The 21,963-nt window shown below is 58.2% G+C and carries 20 protein-coding genes; 13 read left to right on the top strand and 7 right to left on the bottom strand.

The annotated features are described in order from the left end of the window. Positions 1–18: 18 nt before the first annotated feature. From hutU to IT895_RS11680, 3 genes are all read left to right on the top strand, one after another. Positions 19–1,698, top strand: coding sequence for a urocanate hydratase (gene hutU, locus IT895_RS11690; protein ID WP_199283540.1), 1,680 nt, complete (start codon positions 19–21; stop codon positions 1,696–1,698). 14 nt (positions 1,699–1,712) lie between these two features. Then, positions 1,713–3,248 carry a histidine ammonia-lyase gene (gene hutH / locus IT895_RS11685; protein WP_199283539.1) on the top strand — a complete coding sequence of 512 codons (1,536 nt, stop codon included), beginning with the start codon at positions 1,713–1,715 and terminating at the stop codon, positions 3,246–3,248. Between the two features lie 75 nt (positions 3,249–3,323). Next, positions 3,324–4,670 (top strand): Na+/H+ antiporter family protein, encoded by a 1,347-nt coding sequence (locus tag IT895_RS11680; RefSeq protein ID WP_199283538.1) that lies wholly within the window; start codon positions 3,324–3,326, stop codon positions 4,668–4,670. Between the two features lie 221 nt (positions 4,671–4,891). On the opposite strand, the gene IT895_RS11675 is transcribed toward IT895_RS11680, so the two are convergent. Beyond that, a complete protein-coding gene (locus IT895_RS11675) occupies positions 4,892–5,476 on the bottom strand; it encodes an exopolysaccharide biosynthesis protein (protein WP_199283537.1) in 585 nt (194 codons plus the stop codon). A gap of 213 nt (positions 5,477–5,689) precedes the next feature. Beyond that, on the bottom strand, positions 5,690–7,642 hold the full coding sequence (locus IT895_RS11670) for a diguanylate cyclase (protein WP_199283536.1): 1,953 nt from the start codon (positions 7,640–7,642) through the stop codon (positions 5,690–5,692). A 199-nt stretch (positions 7,643–7,841) separates the two neighbouring features. On the opposite strand from IT895_RS11670, the gene IT895_RS11665 reads away from it, so the two are divergent. Both IT895_RS11665 and IT895_RS11660 read left to right on the top strand, forming a co-directional pair. After that, positions 7,842–8,813, top strand: coding sequence for a GlxA family transcriptional regulator (locus IT895_RS11665; RefSeq protein ID WP_199283535.1), 972 nt, complete (start codon positions 7,842–7,844; stop codon positions 8,811–8,813). 114 nt (positions 8,814–8,927) lie between these two features. Beyond that, a complete protein-coding gene (locus tag IT895_RS11660) occupies positions 8,928–9,866 on the top strand; it encodes an ABC transporter substrate-binding protein (RefSeq protein ID WP_199283534.1) in 939 nt (312 codons plus the stop codon). Here IT895_RS11660 and IT895_RS11655 read toward each other — a convergent pair. From IT895_RS11655 to IT895_RS11635, 5 genes are all read right to left on the bottom strand, one after another. Continuing rightward, on the bottom strand, positions 9,863–10,684 hold the full coding sequence (locus tag IT895_RS11655; RefSeq protein WP_199283533.1) for an alpha/beta hydrolase fold domain-containing protein: 822 nt from the start codon (positions 10,682–10,684) through the stop codon (positions 9,863–9,865). The genes IT895_RS11660 and IT895_RS11655 overlap by 4 nt on opposite strands. A 50-nt stretch (positions 10,685–10,734) precedes the next feature. Next, positions 10,735–11,190: a thioesterase family protein gene (locus IT895_RS11650; protein ID WP_199283532.1), complete on the bottom strand. Its 456-nt coding sequence runs from the start codon at positions 11,188–11,190 to the stop codon at positions 10,735–10,737. Next, on the bottom strand, positions 11,190–12,143 hold the full coding sequence (locus tag IT895_RS11645; protein ID WP_199283531.1) for an L-carnitine dehydrogenase: 954 nt from the start codon (positions 12,141–12,143) through the stop codon (positions 11,190–11,192). The genes IT895_RS11650 and IT895_RS11645 overlap by 1 nt, the downstream gene beginning before the upstream one ends. Next, positions 12,140–13,033 (bottom strand): 3-keto-5-aminohexanoate cleavage protein, encoded by an 894-nt coding sequence (locus IT895_RS11640; protein WP_199283530.1) that lies wholly within the window; start codon positions 13,031–13,033, stop codon positions 12,140–12,142. Before IT895_RS11640 ends, IT895_RS11645 begins: the two co-directional genes overlap by 4 nt. A 177-nt stretch (positions 13,034–13,210) precedes the next feature. Continuing rightward, on the bottom strand, positions 13,211–14,515 hold the full coding sequence (locus IT895_RS11635) for an L-fuconate dehydratase (RefSeq protein ID WP_199283529.1): 1,305 nt from the start codon (positions 14,513–14,515) through the stop codon (positions 13,211–13,213). Between the two features lie 178 nt (positions 14,516–14,693). Between IT895_RS11635 and IT895_RS11630 the strand changes: the two genes are divergently transcribed. From IT895_RS11630 to IT895_RS11595, 8 genes are all read left to right on the top strand, one after another. Continuing rightward, positions 14,694–15,458 carry an SDR family NAD(P)-dependent oxidoreductase gene (locus IT895_RS11630; protein ID WP_199283528.1) on the top strand — a complete coding sequence of 255 codons (765 nt, stop codon included), beginning with the start codon at positions 14,694–14,696 and terminating at the stop codon, positions 15,456–15,458. Further along, complete coding sequence (gene pdxA, locus IT895_RS11625; RefSeq protein WP_233337231.1) at positions 15,455–16,471, top strand: 4-hydroxythreonine-4-phosphate dehydrogenase PdxA; 1,017 nt, start codon at positions 15,455–15,457, stop codon at positions 16,469–16,471. The genes IT895_RS11630 and pdxA overlap by 4 nt, the downstream gene beginning before the upstream one ends. Next, positions 16,458–17,042, top strand: a complete 585-nt coding sequence (locus IT895_RS11620) for a four-carbon acid sugar kinase family protein (RefSeq protein WP_199283527.1) — start codon at positions 16,458–16,460, stop codon at positions 17,040–17,042. The genes pdxA and IT895_RS11620 overlap by 14 nt, the downstream gene beginning before the upstream one ends. Further along, positions 17,011–17,601 (top strand): nucleotide-binding domain containing protein, encoded by a 591-nt coding sequence (locus IT895_RS11615; protein WP_199283526.1) that lies wholly within the window; start codon positions 17,011–17,013, stop codon positions 17,599–17,601. The genes IT895_RS11620 and IT895_RS11615 overlap by 32 nt, the downstream gene beginning before the upstream one ends. A gap of 146 nt (positions 17,602–17,747) precedes the next feature. After that, positions 17,748–18,746, top strand: coding sequence for a sialic acid TRAP transporter substrate-binding protein SiaP (locus IT895_RS11610; RefSeq protein WP_199283525.1), 999 nt, complete (start codon positions 17,748–17,750; stop codon positions 18,744–18,746). Between the two features lie 63 nt (positions 18,747–18,809). Further along, positions 18,810–19,346, top strand: a complete 537-nt coding sequence (locus IT895_RS11605; RefSeq protein WP_085919002.1) for a TRAP transporter small permease — start codon at positions 18,810–18,812, stop codon at positions 19,344–19,346. A 26-nt stretch (positions 19,347–19,372) separates the two neighbouring features. After that, the gene (locus IT895_RS11600; RefSeq protein ID WP_085919001.1) at positions 19,373–20,752 is read left to right on the top strand and encodes a TRAP transporter large permease; all 1,380 of its coding nucleotides are present in this window, start codon (positions 19,373–19,375) and stop codon (positions 20,750–20,752) included. Between the two features lie 25 nt (positions 20,753–20,777). Further along, positions 20,778–21,854 (top strand): Ldh family oxidoreductase, encoded by a 1,077-nt coding sequence (locus tag IT895_RS11595; RefSeq protein ID WP_199283524.1) that lies wholly within the window; start codon positions 20,778–20,780, stop codon positions 21,852–21,854. Positions 21,855–21,963: the final 109 nt, after the last annotated feature.

Below are 21,963 nucleotides of genomic sequence, written 5' to 3'. Positions count from 1 at the left end.
CCCTCAGAGGAAGACACCATGACGATGCACGACAAGCGCCACGACCCCTCCCGCAAGATCGCCGCTCCCACTGGTACTGAGCGCAGCTGTAAAAGTTGGCTCACCGAGGCACCGCTGCGCATGTTGATGAATAACCTGCACCCTGACGTGGCCGAGCGGCCCGAGGATCTGGTGGTGTATGGCGGTATTGGCCGCGCCGCCCGTGACTGGGAATGCTATGACAAAATTGTTGATACGCTCCAGCGCCTGGAGGACACCCAGACCTTGATAGTGCAGTCCGGCAAGCCAGTCGGTGTATTTGAAACCCATAAAGACGCCCCGCGTGTACTCATTGCTAACTCTAACCTGGTACCCGCCTGGGCCAACTGGGAGCACTTCAACGAGTTGGATCGTAAAGGCTTGATGATGTATGGACAGATGACCGCAGGTTCGTGGATCTACATCGGTTCTCAGGGCATTGTCCAAGGCACCTACGAAACCTTTGTCGAGGCAGGTCGCCAGCACTTCGATGGCGAACTGAAAGGGCGCTGGATACTGACTGCTGGCCTTGGCGGTATGGGCGGTGCGCAACCGCTTGCGGCTACTTTGGCTGGTGCCTGTTCGCTCAACATCGAGTGCCAGCAAACCAGTCTCGACTTTCGCCTGCGTACCCGCTATCTGGACGAGCAGGCGGAGGATCTTGACGACGCCCTGGCACGCATCGAGCGCTATACCGCCGAGGGTAAGGCGATCTCCATCGGCCTGTGTGCCAACGCTGCTGATGTGCTCCCGGAGCTTGTCAAACGTGGCGTCAGGCCCGACATGGTCACCGATCAGACCAGCGCTCATGACCCGCTGCATGGCTATCTGCCAGCAGGCTGGACATGGGAAGAGTACGTCGCCCGCGGAAAACGCGAGCCACAAGCCACCGTCAAGGCTGCCAAGCAGTCCATGGCAGTGCATGTCCAGGCGATGCTCGACTTCCAGAAGATGGGTGTGCCGACCTTCGACTACGGCAACAACATCCGCCAGATGGCGATGGAAGAGGGTGTTGAGAATGCCTTTGATTTCCCCGGTTTCGTGCCAGCCTACATTCGCCCGCTGTTCTGCCAGGGCATCGGCCCCTTCCGTTGGGCGGCGCTGTCCGGCGACCCTGAAGACATCTACAAGACCGACAAGAAGGTGAAGGAGCTAATTCCCGACGATCCGCACCTGCACAACTGGCTCGATATGGCGCGCGAGCGCATCAGCTTTCAGGGCCTGCCAGCGCGCATCTGCTGGGTGGGTCTCAAGGATCGTGCTCGTCTCGGCCAGGCATTCAACGAGATGGTCGCCAATGGCGAGCTAAAGGCGCCGGTGGTGATCGGTCGTGATCACCTGGACTCTGGCTCGGTGGCCAGCCCCAACCGCGAGACCGAGTCGATGATGGACGGTTCCGACGCTGTCTCCGACTGGCCACTTCTCAATGCCCTGCTCAACACCGCTGGCGGTGCCACTTGGGTCTCACTGCACCACGGCGGTGGCGTGGGCATGGGTTACTCCCAGCATGCCGGTGTGGTGATCGTCGCCGACGGCACCGACGACGCCCACGCCCGCCTGGGCCGCGTGCTGCGCAACGACCCGGCGACCGGTGTCATGCGCCACGCCGATGCAGGCTACGAGATCGCTAAAGAGAGCGCCCGCGAGCACGGCCTCGACCTGCCGATGCTGGACAAATAACAGGAGATTTACTGATGACCCATCTCGAGATTCAACCCGGCAAGATGACGCTGGCTCAGGTGCGCTGCGTCTTTGAGGGGCATGTGCCGGTCAGGCTCTCGGAAAGCGCCAACGCCGATATCCATAAAAGCGTGGATTGTGTTAACCGGGTGGTCGCTGAGAACCGGACTGTCTACGGCATCAATACGGGCTTTGGACTGTTGGCCCAGACCCGTATTGCCAACGAGGATCTTGAGGCGCTGCAGCGCTCGCTGGTACTTTCCCACGCCACCGGTGTCGGCGCGCCAATGGACGACGCCCTGGTGCGACTGATCATGGTGCTCAAGGTCAATAGCCTGGCCCGCGGCTATTCTGGTATCCGTCGCGAAGTACTTGATGCCCTCATTGCACTCATCAACGCTGAAGTTTATCCACATATTCCGTTGAAGGGCTCAGTAGGCGCCTCTGGGGACCTGGCGCCGTTGGCGCACATGAGTGTCGTACTACTCGGCGAAGGCAAGGCGCGCTATCGGGGGGAGTGGCTCTCCGCCAAGGAGGCGCTCAAGGTGGCAGGGCTAGCCCCGATGGAGCTGGCACCCAAGGAAGGTCTGGCGCTGCTCAACGGTACCCAGGTTTCCACCGCCTATGCGCTGCGCGGCTTGTTCGATGCCGAGGATTTGTTCGCTGCGGCTACTGTGTGTGGTTCGTTGACGGTTGAGGCCACTCTTGGGTCGCGCTCGCCCTTTGACGCGCGTATTCACGAGGTACGTGGCCAGCGTGGTCAGATCGACGCCGCGACAGCCTATCGTCACCTGCTCGGCGATGGCAGTGCCATTGGCGATTCTCATGCTGACTGCGACAAAGTTCAAGATCCATACTCTTTGCGCTGCCAGCCCCAGGTGATGGGGGCAGCACTGACCCAGATTCGTCATGTTGCCGAAGTGTTGGCAGCCGAAGTCAACGCTGTCTCAGATAACCCGCTGGTGTTTGCTGAGAGTGGCGACATCCTTTCCGGGGGCAACTTCCACGCTGAACCGGTTGCCATGGTCGCCGATAACCTGGCGCTGGCCATCGCTGAGATCGGCTCGCTGAGCGAGCGTCGCATCTCGTTGATGATGGACAAGCACATGTCCCAACTGCCGCCTTTCCTGGTTGAAAAAGGCGGCGTTAACTCCGGGTTCATGATCGCCCAGGTGACGGCGGCAGCCCTCGCCAGCGAGAACAAAGCACTTGCGCACCCTCACAGCGTTGACAGCCTGCCAACTTCAGCCAACCAGGAGGACCATGTCTCCATGGCGCCGGCGGCTGGCAAACGACTATGGGAAATGGCCGACAACGTGCGAGGCATCCTTGCCATTGAGTGGCTCTCTGCCTGCCAGGGGCTCGACATGCGTCACGGCTTGAAGAGCACTGAGATGCTAGAGCAGGCCAGAAAGCTGCTACGCGACCGGGTTAGCCACTACGATCAGGACCGCTTCTTCGCGCCTGATATAGAAGCTGCCAGCGACTTGCTAGCGTCCAGAACGCTGAGTCACTTGCTCTGCTCTGGCATCCTGCCAAGTCAACACTAACTAGCATCTCCCTCCCCGCAGCTACAGGCTTCGGGGATTACCGCATTCAATTCCAACGACAAGAGTAGCTTTTTTATGAATGCTATCGTTTTGGCCATTTTGGTGATGGTCAGTCTCAGTCTTGCCCGAGTTTCCGTCGTCTTTGCTCTCATTGTCGCGACATTGGTAGGTGGCCTCTATGCTGGCATGCCAATCAACGACATTCTCAATGCCTTTAACGACGGCCTTGGAAACGGTGCTACCGTGGCGCTGGCTTATGCAGTGTTGGGGGCTTTTGCTGTCGCGCTCTCTCGTTCGGGGATTACAGAAGTCATGGCCAATCGGGCTATTCGCCGCTTTCATATCAACGAAACGGGTAGTAGTAGGCGCATGGTGACTTATACTTTGCTGGCGGCTCTGCTGGCAGCTGCGGTCAGCTCTCAGAACCTTATTCCAGTGCATATTGCGTTCATTCCTGTGCTGGTGCCGCCGTTACTGAAGCTGATGAACCATCTGCAGCTCGACCGCCGACTTGTTGCCTGCGTGATTACGTTCGGCATTACCGCCCCCTACATGCTACTGCCAGTAGGGTTCGGCGCTATCTTCCTCAATGACATTCTGCTCACCAATCTCAACGAAAGCGGTGCCGAATTAGGGCTGGAAGTAACACGCCAGATGGTGCCCATGGCCATGGTGATTCCCATCGGCGGCATGGCATTAGGCCTTGCTGTGGCTGCGCTGTTTAGCTATCGCAAGGGCCGTGACTACGAAGATCGCGATTTGGCGCATGGCGAAGAGTCCCCCGCCGAGGCGGCCCAGCACCTCAAACTCTGGCAGAAGGTGGTATTGGCTATCTCGCTTGTTGGCACGGTAGCAGTGCAGTTGTACACCGGTTCGATGGTGCTCGGCGGTATCTTCGGTTTTGCTCTGCTGTCGCTGAGTGGTGTTTTTCGCTGGCATGAGCAGGATGGCATCTTCACTGAAGGTATGCGCATGATGGCTTTGGTGGGCTTCATCATGATTACCGCGGCTGGCTTTGCCAGCGTCATGCAGGCAAGCGGTGAAGTTGAAGCATTGGTGAGTAGTTCCACTGACATCATCGGTGACAACAAGGGGCTGGCGGCGTTGGTCATGCTGTTAGTGGGGCTTTTCATCACCATGGGCATTGGTTCGTCATTCTCGACGATCCCTATCATCGCATCTCTTTATGTACCGCTTGCCCTCAACTTCGGCTTCTCGCCCCTGGCGACCGTAGCCCTTGTGGGAACCGCCGCAGCCCTGGGGGATGCCGGTTCTCCAGCATCAGATTCAACGCTAGGCCCAACCGCCGGTCTCAATGCCGACGGCCAGCACGATCACATCTGGGACAGCGTGGTACCGACCTTTATCCACTACAATATCCCACTCATTGTCTTTGGCTGGGTCGCTGCGATGATGTTGTGAAACTATCGTGACTTCTGCAGCAGCGATCCTGCTGGCGATGGAATAGAAGAGCCGGGGCTGGTGATCCAGCCCTGGTTATGGCTCTGAAGCAGAAACAGGGAGAAATGGCGATAGCAGTGAGTCAGGGCAGCACTATGTCGGATGGGTTAGGTGTTTCACTTGCTTATTGATACCGCCCGGTTTCGAATATTCTGCGACTCTCCGCTCATGTCGAAGAGCCGTCACAGAATGTTGGCAACGATAAGTATGAGAGTTGCGCTGAATGCCCCAAGAGCCAGCAGTACCAACAAGCCGTCATGCACGACGAGTGCCAGTCCTAGCGCCAATAACGCCAGACCAGCGGCCGAAGATGAAAATGGCACCAGCTCCATAAATGGCATGCAAAGTCCGACGACGATGCATAGTAAGGCAATCCCATAGCTACCGCCGTTACGAACCAGAAATGTTAACCTCGGTTTGAGAACGCGGTCGATGCTGCGTGCAGGCTTGTTGAGCCAATGGAGCGCTTTTTGAAGCTTGCGGCGCTCGATGGAACGGTTGAGGATAAAGTGTGGCAACCAGAACTGTTTTCGGCCGATGAGCATCTGTACGGCGATTAGCAGCACGAATGACCCCATGAAGATGGACATGCCGGGTAAACCGCTTAGCGGCGAAAACAGCGTAATACCAATCAGCATCAGCAACGGCCCAAAAGAACGCCTGCCAACCGACTCGACAACCATCCCGACTGAGACCTGGTCGTTGTCGTGCGTCGATTGACTAACCCGGTCGATTAGTTGTTCAAGGCTTTGCAGTGGTTGGGTCATCAAAGGTTTCCATTCCATGTAGAAGTCAAGCGCCCGACGCACTGCTTCGGGTGACTAAAAGTGTATAAGAAGCTGGGACCACTTTACTGATCGCAGAATTCCCCTGGCCCTCAAGATAATCTGGTCAGAAAGCAAATTAAGCTGTCGCTAGCAAAACGTCATCGGGAAGAATTGATGGCTGAACGGGAGGGCGAATCATTCAAAATTCAGTCATTACCTCTCTTGAAGAACAATACGATTCCGGCCCGCAGCTTTAGCTTCGTAGAGGCCGTTGTCGGCGCGTTTGATAGCGGCCTTTAAGCTCATTTCGCCACTGGCGACGTGCGTCACGCCGAAGGAAGCGGTGATGGCAATGGTAATCGGTACGTCGTCTTGCTCAAGGGGCACTTGAGTCTGCTCCACGGCAACTCGAATGCGCTCTGCCACTTGCCACGCTTTCTCCAACGGAGTGTCAGGCAGCAAGATGGCGAATTCTTCGCCGCCTACACGGCACAGAAGATCTTCATGGCGCAGCAATCCTTTAATGACATCGGTAAAGCGTTTAAGCACTTCATCGCCGGCGTCGTGACCGTATTCGTCGTTGATGCGCTTGAAATGATCAATATCAATGGCGATGAGAGAGATAGGCGTCTGGTGCCTTGAGGCACGTGATATCTCGACGCTGGCCTGCGCTTGTAAGTAGCGCCGATTGTAGACGCCGGTTAACGGATCCGTCATGGCCTGGGCGCGGAGCTTTTCTTCCAGTTGCTTGCGCTCGGTAATGTCAAAGACGGTGGCGTTTGAGTACTTGAAACGATCTTTTTCCAGATACCCGACGGCTTGAATGACCACTTGGCGCTCCTGGCTATCGGTGGCTATCAGTGTGCATTCTGCCTCGCCCTGGCGGCCTGCTTTTACGTCCTGAAAGGCGGCATCAAAAGCGGACAGTGAATCTGGCGAAATAAAGTCGCGATAGCAACGCTTGCCGATAACATCGCGGGTTAAGCTCAGCCAGTCGAGTTCGGTCTGGTTCATTTTAAGGATCACGCCATCGGCGTTCAGTGAATGGTAACCACAGGGGGCGTTTTCATACAGATTGCTGACTTCGGTGGCTTGCTGCTGTGCCTGACGACGCAGCTTGCGCTGTTGGTGACTGCTTATTGACCAATAGATGCCCAGCGCCACAGCCGTGGAGTAGGTGAGCAATAAAAACCAGACAACGATGGCTTCATCTTGCAGCAGCGACTTCCAGGTGGGGGTGGGTAGGCTAACCCCCAATACCCAGGGGAGGGTGTCGTCCTGGCTAAAAATGCGTCCTGTTAGCCCCTCGTAGGCTTCGCTACGTATATCCAAACGCTGAAAACGTAATAAATGGTCGCCAAGGGTGAATGCCCCTTCATCTTGCTCGGTTACAGGTTGCCATGGTTCAGCGGCCAGTCGGGCGTAATTGTCACCAAACCTGATCATCGGCAGGCGCTGGCTGCCTTCCGTGAGAAGCCAACCGCCCTGGGCATCCGCCAATAGAACGCCCGCGTCGGGATCAATGAGCATGGCCTGTTGGACGGCCTTGGTGAGGTGCTGCCAGTTAAGGCTCAACAGGACCATCCCCTGGCGTTCGCCTTGATCATCAAAAATAGGGGTGGCGACATTGACGACCGGGACCACTTCACCACTGAATAGCTCGAATTGGAGGTTGTGACCGGGTGGGGAGATGTAGAGATCACGGGCAAACAGCTTACTGGCAGCTTTGAAATAATCGGTACTGGCATGACGATGGTCTGCAAATCGAGGGTCGGAGGTAATCCCAACCGGAGCACGCAGGACTTCGTTACCCTGATTGTCGATCAGTATAAGCTTGGTGTAGCGCGGGTAGTGTTCGATCAGCGTCGATAAAAAACCGGTCAACTGCGCCGCTGTCGTGTTGTCGACGCCTTCACCGCTCTCGCCTGTCATATGAGCCTTGATGACCGGCATCTCGGCAACTGCGAGCGCGTAACTGAGCGTCTCGTTAATATCGCGTAACAGGGTATCTTTGCCCACCTGCATAATGGCGCGAGTTTCTGCACGTATGCTTTCCTGGCGGGTTTCCAGGTGCACACGCAGTACCGGCCATAGTGTGGCGGTGACCAGCATCAACGGTAAGGTTACGGCCATCAAGAGGCGCGCGTAAAGGCGCTGTCGAGTCAATTGTGATTCCTGTGATTATTTTAAAGAGCTATCGTCTTTAATATATAAAGTATACGTCAAGGGCCGATAATCTGATATGCGAGAAAGCCAGCATGCCAGGGCTATTTAATCGTTTGCCAATCGTTGCGGAAGAAACGTCAAGTGGCCGATAAATCGCTTTTCTTTCAAGTGTTTAAATGTACTGAACGTGAGCATTGTTATGCGTCTTAGTTACCATGGCCCGACACCCGAAATGGTAGGGTTTTTATTGTTGCCACAGTTTTCCATGATGGCCTTTTTTGCGGCAGTCGAGCCACTGCGTATCGCTAATCGCATTGCCAACCGCCCACTGTTCGACTGGACCTTGATTAGTGCGGATGGCGGGCCAGTAACGGCGTCCAACGGCATGACGCTTATGGCAGACCAAGCGACCCGAGAGGTGCATCACTTGCCATCCCTGGCAGTATGCAGTGGTTTTACGCCCGAGGCGCATCTCACTCGGCCATTAATGGCGTGGCTTCACCAGTTGGATCAGGCGGGCTGCTGTTTGGGTGGCATTGATACCGGCGCGTTTCTGCTCGCCGCCACTGGGTTGTTGAAACGCGAACGGGTGGCGCTGCACTGGGAGAGTCTGCCGGCTTTTCGCGAACGCTTTCCGGGTATTGATACCACCGATGAACTTTATGAGCTTGGCGAGCGGCGTTTTTCCTGCGCGGGTGGGGCGGCGGCGATGGATATGGCGCTGGAGGTAATCGCGCGACGGCATGGCGCGAAGCTGGCCATCGATGTTTCGGAGCAGCTTATTCATGACCGGATTCGTACCCGCAGCGACCAGCAGCGTATGGCGCTTGTCAAGCGGTTAGGTACCCACAACCGGCGCGTGGTCGAGGCGGTGGCGCTAATGGAGCAGAACCTTGAAGAGCCGCTCACCCTTGAAGAGGTGGCAAGCCGAGTAGAGGTGTCGGTGCGTCAGCTACAGCGACTGTTTGAACAGGAGCTGGAGGCCACCCCGCGACAGTGGTATTTGCAGTTGCGTATTAAACGCGCAAGGCGACTGCTGGCTGAGACCGATTTAGCCGTCTTGGCAGTGGCCGTGGCCTGCGGATTTAGTTCGTCGTCGAGCTTTGCGCGTGCGTTCCGCACTTATTACGGCGTTTCGCCACGGCAGGTACGTTATTCAGACACAGAATAAAGACGCCAGACGGTTGAAAGTCGCTTAATGATTAATAAATGTCGCTTTGTGGTTAGTAGTGGAGTGGAAGCCGCGCATACTGACGGAACCTAATCAACAAGAGGGTTTAGCCAGATGCCGACCACTATCAAATCGATGTCTTTAAAAGCGGGATTTTTACTCACTGCATTGACCACGACCCCCGCCATGGCAGAACTTGACGAGCTGCGCTTCGGGGTACCGCCGTGGCCAGGTGTCACCGTGAAATCCGAAGTGGCGGCCCAACTGCTCGAAGCCATGGGTTACCAGACGCGGCAGCAGGATCTAGCCGTGAGTGTCATTCTTGAAGGCTTGTCGAATAACGATCTTGAGGTCTATTTAGGCGGCTGGTACCCCGTGCAGACCGATATGGTCGAGCCGTTGGTGGCTGACGGCAAAGTTGAGAAAGTGGTTTCGAACATCAGCGGTGCCAATTCCGGGCTGGTGGTTCCCCAGTACGTTTATGATGCTGGCGTCACGACGGTCGCTGAACTGGCAGAGCATCACGACCGGTTTGACGGTGAAATCCAGGGTATTGAAGCGGGAACTGGCATAAACGAGGCGATTCTCAACGCCATCGATAACGACCTTGCCGGCTTGGGCGATTGGCAGCTCCGCGAAAGCTCGACCTCGGCGATGCTTGCCCAGGCTGAGCAAAAAATGGCCGATGAGGAGTGGGTGACGTTTGTCGGCTGGGAGCCTCACTGGATGAACGTGAGTTTCGACCTGGCCTACTTGGCCGATAGCGACGACGCGGGTGTGGCATCGATTGAAAGCACCGTATGGACCATTACGCCGGCCAGCCTGGCGGACGAGGCGCCCGAGGTCCACCGTTTCCTGTCGCAGTACGTGATCGATATCGAGGACCAGAATGAGTGGGTGCATGAGTACAGCTACGAAGAGCGCCCGGCTGATGAAGTCGCGAACGAGTGGATAGGCAACAACCTGGATACCGTTGCCCAGTGGCTTGAGGGCGTTGAAACCCGTGAGGGCGAATCCGCTATTGAGCAGGTGCGGGCCCAGTTCGGCTCTTAACCAACAAGGCGATGCTTGAGCGCATGGCAAAACGCCTGCCATGCGCTGCCCATATTGGGCAGCTGTGATTGGGCGTGCAGAGCGCCGTGTACCATCTGCGGCGCACAGCGATAGCCGATTGAGGCACCCGCTTCCTGCCAGTTAGCGACTGCGGTTTCGATGGGCCGAGTCAGCGGATCGTGTTCGACTGTCAGTACTTCGATGCCCGTCGCAGGTGGCGCAAGATCGCGCTTGGCGGCGCTGATCTCTGGGCAGCGTTGGCGAAGGCCTAGTATATCGTCGCGTGAGAGCAGCGGCGCATCCTTCCCGAGACACCCAGGTGATAGCTCGCCAACCGTTGGATAGATCAACCCAAGCGGTGGGGCCTTAATCAACGGGTGGGCAAGATCGATAGCCAGACGCCCGCCTGCGCTGTCACCTACCAGCGCAATGGGCTGTATCGCTTCGAGCACCGTTTGGCAGTCTGCCAGCATGGCAGGGTAAGCGACTTCAGGCGCAAGCCGGTAGTTGACGCTTATCACTTCTCGACCCAGCGCACGGGCCAGGCTGGCGGCGGGGCCATGGTGGCTTTCGATCGAGCCGATGGTAAAGCCACCGCCGTGTATAAACAGCACACGCCCCGGTAGACGATGCTTGGGGATAAAATGGCGAACATCGATACCATCAACAGTGCCGTCTTTAATCCGCATACCGGCCGGATCAGAAGGGGCGAAGGTTCGGCAAAGAATGTCATAGGCGTGCCGTGCCAGGGGTAATGGCATTTTTTCCATTTCCGCCAGTTGTGCACTAAAACGTTGAATAAAGGCATCAATGTGCATGGCGTTTGCCTTTTCGCATCACCTGTCCTGGATAGCCTGTTTTGTATAACCTAGCGCCGTATGCCGATAGTGCGTCCTGCAAGCTCCGGCCACAGGTCTTTGTTGGCTTGAGGAAGCTTCGCCACGGAGCTTGCTACCGGCTCAGGAAACGCGCTGGGGCGTCCTGATCCCTGTTCCATGCCCATCAGCATCTGTTCGCTGCTCGCCAGCAGGTTGTCTTCATCATCGAACATGGCGAAAAACACATGCAGGCGTTTGGCATCGCTATCCAGTAGCGTCAGGTCGACACTTAACGGTTGGCCTTGATGTGCCTCGCGGCGATAGCAGAGGTGGGTTTCCAGCGTGTAGATCGTGTAGCCGTAGTGTTCCCGGCCTGCTTCGTCGAGTCCTATCTGGTCGATCAGCGCTTCACAGGCCTGGGAGAAGACGCGGGCGTATGCCGCGTCGTTCATATGCCCATTGTAGTCGACCCACTCAGGGGCGACTTGGGTTTCATGGATGATCATTAAATGCGTCCTTTTAAGCCCTCGGCTTCCGGCCAGTACTTGTGGACGACCTCAAGCAACTCGACCAGAAAGTCATCGCGACGCTTGTCCAGTGTCGCCACCGAGCGCCCCGCGGCTTGATGTTCACAGCCTTCTACCACTTTATCAATCAATTCGTCGGTAAGTTCCGGGGCTTCAAGCTTGGTCCAGGGCAGTTTTAACGCCGGGCCGAACTGTTCCAGCATATGCCGCATGCCTGGCTCACCACCCGCCAGGTGGAAGGTTAAAAACGTACCCATCAACGGCCAGCGTAGTCCACAGCCGTAAACCACGGCCGCATCAATCTCTTCGGTGGTCGCCACGCCATCGTTGACCAGATGCAATGCTTCCCGCCACAGCGCTTCCATCAAGCGGTCGGCGATATGGCCTTCAATTTCACGGCGAACCACCAGCGGGCGCATGGCGAGTGACTGATAGCGTTCCTGGGCAGCGGCAATCTGCTCGGGCTGAGTGGCGTCACCCCCCACAAGTTCCACCAGCGGCAGTAAATATACCGGGTTGAAGGGGTGGGCGACGATCACGCGTCCGGGTGTCTTTTGGCACTTTTGCTGCAGGTCGGTGGGCTTGAAGCCGGAGGTTGACGAGCCGATGATGACGTCCGGTTCGGCAGCAGCGTCAATGGCCGCTAGGGTTTCTTGCTTAAGCGGTAGACGCTCGGGAACGTTTTCCTGAATCAGGTCAGCACCGTTCACGGCCTCTTCAATCGTCGCTACAAACGTTAGCCGCTCAGGGCTGGCATCAGGTGCCAGGCCGAGCTGGGTTAATGACGGCCAGGCGTTGTCGATAAATGAACGGGTGCGTTCCGGCGCTTTGGGGTCTGGATCGAAAGCGACGACCTCCCAACCCTGGGCGAGGGCGCGGGCAATCCAGCCGTTGCCAATCACGCCGGTTCCAATCACGGCTAAACGGCTCATGCATCACCTCCTGATGGATGGCGTAAGCTCAGGTGGGCGCGGGTTTCCGCAGGCGTCATGACCCGGGCGCCGAGGTTCTCGATAATGGTTGAGGCTTTCTCCACCAGTTGGCCGTTGTTGGCCAGTACGCCTTTCTCCAGAAACAGGTTGTCTTCCAGGCCAACTCGGGCGTGGCCACCCAGCAGCACCGCCTGAGCGACCATGGGCATCTGATGGCGACCAATACCGAAGGCCGCCCAGTTGGCGTTATCCGGCAGCTTGTTACGCATAGCCAGCATGGTTTCGGTGTCGGCTTCGGCGCCCCAGGGGATGCCCAGGCAGAGTTGATAGAGAGGGTCATCGTCGATCAACCCCTCTTGCTGAAGCTGACGGGCAAACCAGACATGGCCCAGGTCAAAGCACTCAAGCTCTGGTTTGACGCCGGCGGCTTGCACCAAACGAGCATGTTCGCGCAGCCAATCGGCGGGGTTCACGTAGACCATGTCGGCAAAGTTGAGGCTGCCGCAGTCCAGGGTGCACAGCTCGGGGAGCAGCTCACCCACCGGTGCGTGACGTTCAGCGGGCGTCTGTATATCGGTGCCTGGGCCGCCGCGGGTGGGATCGCTTACATCCGGTATCCAGTCGCCGCCGCCACCGGCGGTGACGTTCATGACGATATCGACATCCGCCTCTCGCACACGCTCCATCACCTCACGGAATTGCTCGGTGGAATGGCTGATGCCACCGGTTTCCGGGTCGCGCACGTGGATATGCGCGATGCTGGCCCCGGCGCGGGCAGCCTCGATGCAGGACGCCGCGATGGCCTTGGGCGTAATGGGTACATTGGGGTTTTTAGTCGTGGTATCACCCGCGCCGGTAACGGCGCAGGTGAGGATGACATTGCGGTTCATGGCGCGCTCTCTAATCAGCGGTTTATTCGCTGACTAGTGTGTCGCGGTGGATAAAAAAAAGTTGTCGTGAAGCGTCGTTCACTATACATAATCTGCCTAAAATACTTGGCGCGTTTTGTCGCCCGCCTTGAATGCGCGGTCAGGCGTCAGGCTGATCTAAAAACCGCCCCGCACCCTTCAGCTTTCTTCTTGCCAGGCAGCGCCATCAGGGAAACGGTGTCTGGCAAGCGAGTCGTCATGCATGGTGATGCTATAACCGGCGGCAGTCGGCACCTGGTAACGGCCTTGGCGAACGACGACCGGATCGACGAAGTGCTCGTGTAGATGGTCGACGTACTCCAGTACCCGGCCCTCGAGGCTACCCGACACGGCGATATAGTCGAACATCGAGATGTGCTGGACGTATTCGCACAGCCCAACGCCACCAGCGTGTGGGCAGATCGGCACACCGAACTTGGCGGCCATCAGCACCACCAGGATGACCTCGTTCAGCCCGCCCAGTCGCGCAGCATCGATCTGGCAATAGTCGATGGCGTCGGCTTGCAGGAACTGCTTGAACATCACCTTGTTATGACAATGCTCGCCGGTGGCCACGCCAATCGGCGCGACACGGTGACGTATCTCGGCATGGCCCAGGATGTCATCCGGGCTGGTGGGTTCTTCGATCCACAGCGGGTCGTACTCCGCCAGGCGGCGCATCTTGGCCACTGTCTCATCGACTTCCCATACCTGGTTGGCATCCATCATCAATACGTTGTCCCAGCCGATCTCCTCGCGCAACAAGGCGGCGCGCCTTGCATCTTCGTCGAGATCGCCACCGATCTTCTGCTTGAAGTGCGTCCAGCCCTCGGCCAGGGCCTCGCGAGCCAGTTGGCGGACCTTGTCGTCGGTATAGCCGAGCCAGCCTGCCGAGGTGGTGTAGCCGGGAAAACCATCACGACGCATTTCGGCTTCCCGCTCGGCCTTGCCGGGTGCCTGCTTGCGCAGCAGGGCAATGGCTTCTTCCGGCGTCAAGGCATCGGTGACGAAGCGGAAGTCGAGGCAGCGAACGAGCTCTTCAGGACTCATGTCGGCGAGCAGTTTCCACACCGGCTTGCCTTCGCGCTTGGCCCACAGGTCCCAGACGGCGTTGACCATGGCGGCGGTGGCCAGATGGATCGCACCCTTGTCGGGGCCGATCCAGCGCAGTTGGCTATCGCCGGTGATCTCACGCCAGAAAGCACCCATGTTGGCGGTGATCGTCTCCAGCGAGCGGCCCTCAAGGAGTGGAGTGAGTGAGCGAACGGCGGTGACCACGATCTCGTTGCCGCGGCCAATGGTAAAGGTCAGGCCATGGCCCTGGGGGCCGTTGTCGTCATCGGTGTGCAAAATTACGTAGGTGGCTGAGTAATCAGGCGCGGCGTTCATGGCGTCCGAGCCGTCGAGCGAACGGGAGGTCGGAAAGCGTATGTCCTGGACCTCAACGCGAGAAATGGTGGTCATGATGGCGTCCTCATGGTCGTTGGCATTGGTGAGTAATGCGAATGGCTAAGAAGGTGAACTGGCATCTGGCCAACTTTCACCTATCATGCAAGCAATGTCATGATGTATGAAAGGTATGCCATAAACCCTAACGCAACCTAATGGCGATTGCCACACGATAACCAATCAGGAGTGCAGCATGTTCGATGAAATGAAAGGCAAACGAATACTGGTGACCGGTTCGAGTCGGGGGATCGGCGCGGCAGTTGCCAGGCGGCTCGGTGGACTGGGGGCGCGCGTGGCGGTGCATTACCACCGCAGTGAAGGACCGGCCCAGGCGGTCTGCGACGATATCCGCCAGGCGGGCGGCGAGGCCTTTCTGATTCAAGGTGATATCAGCCGCACGAAAGAAGCCACCTCGATTGTCGATCAGGCGGCGGAACAGCTGGGTGGGCTCGATCTGTTGATCAACAATGCCGGTGATATGCAGGGACGCGTCAGCCTGGACGAGATGGATGATGAGTATTACGACAGCGTCATGGACCTCAACGCGCGTTCGGTTGTCATGGCCAGTCGGGCGGCGCTGCCTTACCTGCGCCAGGCCGGGGCTGGAAATATCATTCATACCGGCTCGATCGCAGCGCGTAATGGCGGTGGCACTGGCGCGGGGCTCTACGCTTCGGCCAAGGGCTTCGTCACTACCTTGACCCGCAACATGGCCAAGGAGCTCGCCGGCGACAAGATTCGTGTCAATGCCGTGGCGCCTGGCGTGATTACCACGGATTTCCACGCGCGTCACTCCAACGATGCCCAGATGGAAGCCGCGCGTGCCACGATCCCTCAGGGGCGTCTTGGCAGCGCTGAGGATTGCGTTGGTGCCTACCTGTTCCTGGCGACCGATGCCCTCAGCAGCTATGTCACCGGGCAGATTATTGAAGTCAACGGCGGGCAGTTGATGCCATGAGCCGCAACAGGCAATACGACATCGCCATTACCATGGGGGACCCGGCGGGTATCGGCCCCGAGATCATCTGTCGGGCCATCGCTGACATGTCGCCATCGGCGCGGGCGGGCACTTTGTTGGTCGGCGATCCGGCGATCTTTCGACGTGCCGCGCAAACCATCGGCAGCAACCTGGATTTCGCGCCTTTGGATATGGCCGACGCCGATATAGATCGTGTGGCAGTCGCGGTGGTGGAAGCACCTGCCGATGCCGACATTCCCGACGGCGAGATCAGTGCCGGTGCCGGTGACATGGCCTTTCGCTGCATCGCCAGGGCCGTGGAGCTGGTGCAGAGCGGTCAGGCCGGAGTGATTGTCACGGCGCCGTTGAACAAGGCAGCACTGCATGCGGCCGGTCATTATTATGATGGCCACACCGGTATGCTGGCGGCGCTAACCGGTGCGCCCTCATCGTTCATGCTGTTAGCCTCCGAGCACTTGTCGACCCTGCATGTGTCGACCCATGTGTCGTTGCGTGAGGCCATTGATCGGGTAACGCCTGAACGGATCATTGCCACCGTCGAGGCCGGTGACGAGCATCTCAGGTCGCTGGGAATGGCCAATCCGCGCATCGCGGTGGCCGGACTTAATCCGCACTGCGGTGAGGGCGGTATTTTCGGTGACGAAGACACCCGCTGTATTGCACCGGCTGTCGAGACCCTCAAGGCGCGTGGATTTGAAGTAAGTGGCCCGATCTCCGCCGATACTGTTTTCTTTCGCGCGTCGCAGGGCGAGTTCGACCTGGTGGTTGCCCAATATCACGACCAGGGGCATATCCCGGTCAAGCTGATTGCCTTCGACACCACGGTGAATGTCAGTCTTGGTTTGCCGATCCGGCGTACGTCTGTGGACCATGGTACCGCCTTCGACATTGCCTGGCAGGGCAGGGCGGATGCGACCAACATGGGCGCGGCGATTGCGTACGCGCATCGGTTGGTGGCTGGAATGAGAGCTAACCCAAATGGACGTGAATGAGTGCCGCGTCGCCATTGTCGCCGACGACCTGACCGGTGCGCTGGACGCCGCGGCACCTTTCGCCCAGCGCGGCGCGACGACACGCGTGGTCGTGGCATTGGAGAGCCTGGAGGCTTCCCTGGACGCGTGGCAAGGGGCGCTCCCTGACGTGATCGCGGTGACAACCGAATCGCGCCACCTGATGGCATCGGCGGCGGCCGAACGCGTGACCCAGGCGACCCGGATACTCGCTCGTCTGGCTCCTGCTGTGTGGTTCAAAAAAATCGACTCGACACTGCGCGGCCAGGCAGTGGCTGAGAGCCTGGCGATGCACCGGGCTTGTTGTCGACGGCTGTTGCTCGCTCCCGCCGTTCCTTCTCAGGGCCGCACGACCTGCGATGCCCGAATCCTCGTGTACGGCCAACCCCTCGAAGCAACCGACTTTGCCCGCGACGCACGTTCCCAGCCCCCCCACTGGTGGCCTGGATGCTCTGTTCGCTGCCGCCGGATTACCCCTGGCGCGCCATGTTCCAGGTCAGCGACTGCCGATGGCGGACAGCGTGGCCGATGCCGAAACAGATGCCGACCTTGATGACTTGGCCGGTGGGGTCGGCGACGAGCCGGGGAAGTGGCTGGCGGTAGGTGCTGCAGGGTTGAGTCGCGCTCTGGCTCAGGTCATGTTCGGTGCGGCGGTGCCATTGGACCATGCCCCTTTTGTCGGCCTCTGGATGGCCGTCGGGTCGCGCAGCGAGCGAGCCAGGCAGCAGGTGGCCGCGCTGCGTCGTGCCGTGCCCGAGCTTCCTGTCATGACGGACATTGACGAAGCGACGGTTGAGTCGCCTTGCCTGTTGTTGATGCCCGATACAGAGGCACCTCCGCGTGGTGCCAACGAGGTGGCGGCAGCGCTTGCCGACGCACTTGCCTTGGGCATGCTGGCGGCCAGGCAGCGCCTCTACCTGGTGACCGGTGGTGATTGCGCCAGTGCGCTGATGAAAAGGCTGGATGCTTGCTATATCGACGTAGCGGGCGAGTGGGAACCAGGAATGGTACTGGGCTATCCGCAGGGCAATCGGAAGTGGCCCTTGCTGACCAAGGCAGGTGGCTTCGGCGACGAGGCGTTGCTGGTGCGCTTGTTAAGATCCCTGGATTGAACGTCAATCCAGAGGTTGCATTGCTCAGAATTGGCGACTAGATTGGATTATGATGGTATGACACGTATACAAGAAGTCCATCACCTTCACTTTCAAATCACCCAACAACCCAACTCCCCAATCATCACGCTATGGAGCAAAATAAAATGGGTAACGCCAACTTCCGACTCAAAACCTTCCATCGTCTCGCCTCCGGCACCCTCCTGCTGGCGGGCATGACGGCAAGCGGCTATGCCTTCGCCGAAACGCTCAATTTTGCCCACGTCTACGAGACATCCGAGCCCTACCATGAGTGGTCGCTGTGGGCGGCTGATGAGATCGAGGAGCGCACCGACGGCCGCTACGAGATCGAGGTTCATCCCGCCTCGTCGCTAGGTAAAGAGGCCGATATCAACGAGGGCCTCCAACTGGGTACCGTGGATCTGATCTACACCGGCAACCAGTTCGCCGGGCGTTTTTACGGCCCCATCGGTATTGCGGGAGCGCCCTACATGTTCCGCGATTTCGATCACTGGCGTGCCTATGCCGACAGCGATCTTTTCGACGAGATCGCCCAGGGCTACCAGGATGAGACCGGCAACGTGCCATTGGCGATGAACTACTATGGTCGCCGTCATGTGACCTCCAATGAACCCATTAACGAGCCGGCGGATATGGAAGGCCTCAAGATCCGCACGCCTAATGCGCCGATGTATATGATGTTCCCTGAGGCCGTGGGTGCCAATCCGACCCCTATCGCCTTCGCTGAGGTCTATCTGGCGCTTCAACAAGGCGTCGTGGACGCCCAGGAGAACCCTCTGCCGACCATTCGCGCCAAAGCCTTCTACGAGGTGCAGGACTACATCAACCTGACCGGCCATATCACCGACTCGCTGATCACCATTGCCGGTGGGCCACTTTGGAACCGCCTCTCTGAAGAAGATCGCGAGATTTTCCGCGAGGTCTACATGGAAGCGGGTGAGAAAATCACTGAAGACATCCTCCAGTCCGAAGAAGATCTCGTTGCCTGGTTCGAGGATCAAGGGGTGACCGTCAATGAGGTCGACATCACGCCATTCCGCGAAGCCACCGTGCCGTACCATACCGGTGAAGATGCGACCTGGGATCAGGAAACCTACGACCGCCTTCAGGCGATCGGTCAGTAAGCCTCTTCTCATAGCCGACACGCCATCCCCTGAAGGGGGGGGCGTCTTCTGCGGAGCTTGCAAATGACAATCGATAAATGGCCTGCCGAGACATCCGACTTTCAGATGGAGGAAGACGATACCTTTGAGTGGCGTGACTATGGGATTGAGGATTACGCCACCCTGGTGGTGTTCTGGCTGCTGGCGCTGGATGTATTCATGCAGTTCTTCAGCCGCTACGTATTGGGGAATTCGATCGCCTGGACGGAAGAGATGGCTCGCTATCTTTTGGTGACCGTGGGGTTCATGGGAGGCTCCATGGCTGTCCGCACGGGTACGCATATTTCCGTCGAATTCTTCTATCGCTATATGCCCGGCTGGATGAGTCGGCTGCTTGTGACCTTGGTGGATGTTGTCAGTATTGCCTTCTTTGCCACCGGCGCCTGGATCACCTGGAAGCTCGCCGACCGGACCACGGCGTTGATGGCGTCGGTCGATATCCCCAAGAGTTTTCTCTACTACCTGGTGTTGTTGGGGTTCATCTTGATGTTGGGACGGGCTATCCAGATGGCGGTAATTCGCTGGCGTGACCGCAATTCCTCGCACCCTGACGCCCCATAACGACCACTTTGGCCGGAGCTTTCCCCATGTCCCATTTCCTGGCTATGCGCCCTCGAGGGGCGTTGGTTTCACCCCTGATCGCCGCCCTTGCGGTATCGGGTTGCTTGACCCTGGCTTTCTTCGGCGAGTATTTGCTGTTCCTGTTTGCCGCGCTGTTCACCATGTTGCTGCTGGGCGTGCCGATTGCCATCAGCCTGGCGGGTTCCTGCCTGCTGTATGTCTATCTCACCGGGCGCGTGCCCGATGTGGTGGTCGTGCATCGAATGGTCAACGGCGTTGACAGCTTTCCGTTGTTGGCGATCCCGTTTTTCATCCTGGCTGGCAACCTGATGAACAATGGAGGTATCACCAAACGCATTTTCGATTTTGCCAAAGCGTTGATGGGTTGGATGCGCGGTGGTTTGGGCCATGTCAATGTCGGCGCGAGCATCGTCTTTTCCGGCATGTCCGGTGCGGCGGTGGCTGATGCCGGTGGCCTAGGGACTATCGAGATCAAGGCCATGCGCGATGCAGGCTACGATAAGGAGTTCTCGGTGGGCATCACAGCCGCCTCCTCGACGATCGGGCCGATTATTCCGCCCAGCTTGCCGATGGTCATCTACGGTGTCATGGCGTCGGTTTCCGTCGGTCAGTTGTTCGCTGCCGGGCTTATTCCAGGTCTGTTGATGGGCGTGGCACTGATGGTGATGATCACGATCATGGCCAAACGTCGCGGTTATCCCCGGGATTCGGCATTCTCGATTTCGCACCTATGGACGACGTTCCGCCGTGCTTTCCTGTCCCTTTTGACACCGGTGATCATCGTCGGTGGCATCATTTCTGGTGTCTTTACCCCTACCGAGGCCGCCATCGCGGCGGTGGTCTATGCGCTTTTCCTGGGCGGGGTGGTGTATAGAATCCTCACCTGGCGTCGCCTGATGAAGGTCAGCATGGAAACCATCGAGACGACAGCCGTCATTCTGCTGATTGTCGCGGGTGCTTCGATCTTTGCCTGGATCATGAGCAGCAACCAGGTAACGCAGCATGTCATGGGACTTTTGGGCCCCTTTGCCGATAATCCCATCGCTCTGCTGATTATCATCAACCTTGTGCTGATCCTGGTTGGCTGCTTCATGGAGACCATTGCGGCTATCACCATCCTGGTGCCCGTTCTGTTGCCGGTGGCCGTATCCGCGGGTGTAGATCCGGTGCACTTTGGCGTCATCATGGTACTCAATTTGATGATCGGCCTGCTGACGCCGCCGGTGGGTATGGTGCTTTATGTCTTATCGCGGGTCTCGAACATTTCCTTCGAGAGTTGCATGCGCGGCACGCTGCCGTTTCTCATTCCGCTGGTGATCTCGCTGCTGCTGGTGACCTTCATTCCAGCGATTTCGCTGTGGCTGCCAACCCTGGTCTACCGTTGAGTTTGACGAAAGGAGCTGAGTGTCGATGACATCCGATTCGCCTGATTTTCGCGTTGCCGTTACTGATCTGGAACGTTTCATCGATCGTATTCTGCATCGCGCGGGAGCCGATGTGGCCTCCGCCCAGGCCGTGACTCGCGCGCTGGTCACGGCTTCGCGCATGGGGACGGACAGCCACGGATTGCGGCTACTGCCGCACTATATCCAGGCCTTGCAAGGTGGGCGTATCAATGGTCGCCCCGAGATGCATTTTACCCAACCCCTGCCAGCCACTGGGTATCTGGATGCCGATGACGGCCTAGGGCATTTGGCGGGCTACACGGCCATGGGGCATGCCGCTGACATGGCCGAAAAAGTGGGGCTGGGCGCGGTGGCGGTGGGTAATTCATCCCACTTTGGCGCTGCAGGTTGCTATGCGCTGGCGGCCGCTGAACGCGGGTTGATCGGTATGGCCTTCTGCAACTCCGACCCTTTCGTCTTGCTGCACGAGGGACGGTCGCCGTTTCATGGCACCAATCCGATTGCCTTTGCGGCACCGGTCAATGGCCAAGCTCCCTACCTGCTGGATATGGCGACCAGTTCGGTGCCCTGGAATCGCGTTCAGCAGTACGGCGCCATCGGTCGTGAACTTCCGGACCAGGTCGCGGCGGATGCCGCGGGTCGCGTGACCCGCACGCCAGCCGACGTGTCAGCGTTGTTACCGCTGGGCGGAAGTGATTTCGGCTTCAAGGGGGCAGGGCTCGGTGGCATGGTCGAGATATTGAGTTCAACGCTTTCGGGCATGCTTAACGGTTTCCGTCTTTTGCCAATGGGCGGGCCCGATATGGCGACACCGCGGGGAGTAGGTCACTTTTTTCTGGCGATGAACCCTGATGCCTTTAATGAAAATGCATCCTTTGAGACTTGTCTACGCGAATACCTCGAGGACCTGCGTGCTCAGCCCGCCAACGAGGGGGCTGAGACACTGGCACCTGGGGACCGGGAGTGGCGATGCCTTGGTATGCGGGATGCTAATGGCATCCCCCTGGACAGGGCTAACCAGGCCGCTTATGCCGCGCTGGCCGAGCAGTTCGATGTTGAGCCGCTGACGCCTATGCGCTGAAAAAGACGCCTTTCCTGCCCCGAAATGACGGCGAAATGCGGTAAAATATGGCCATAAGGGGTAAAGAAAGGTTTGTTTTCTTTACCGAAGACAGTCAGGAGAAGGCGTG

This window comes from Halomonas sp. A40-4 (assembly GCF_015767635.1).
GTDB lineage: Bacteria > Pseudomonadota > Gammaproteobacteria > Pseudomonadales > Halomonadaceae > Vreelandella > Vreelandella janggokensis.
This window is presented reverse-complemented; position numbering and strand designations above follow the sequence as displayed.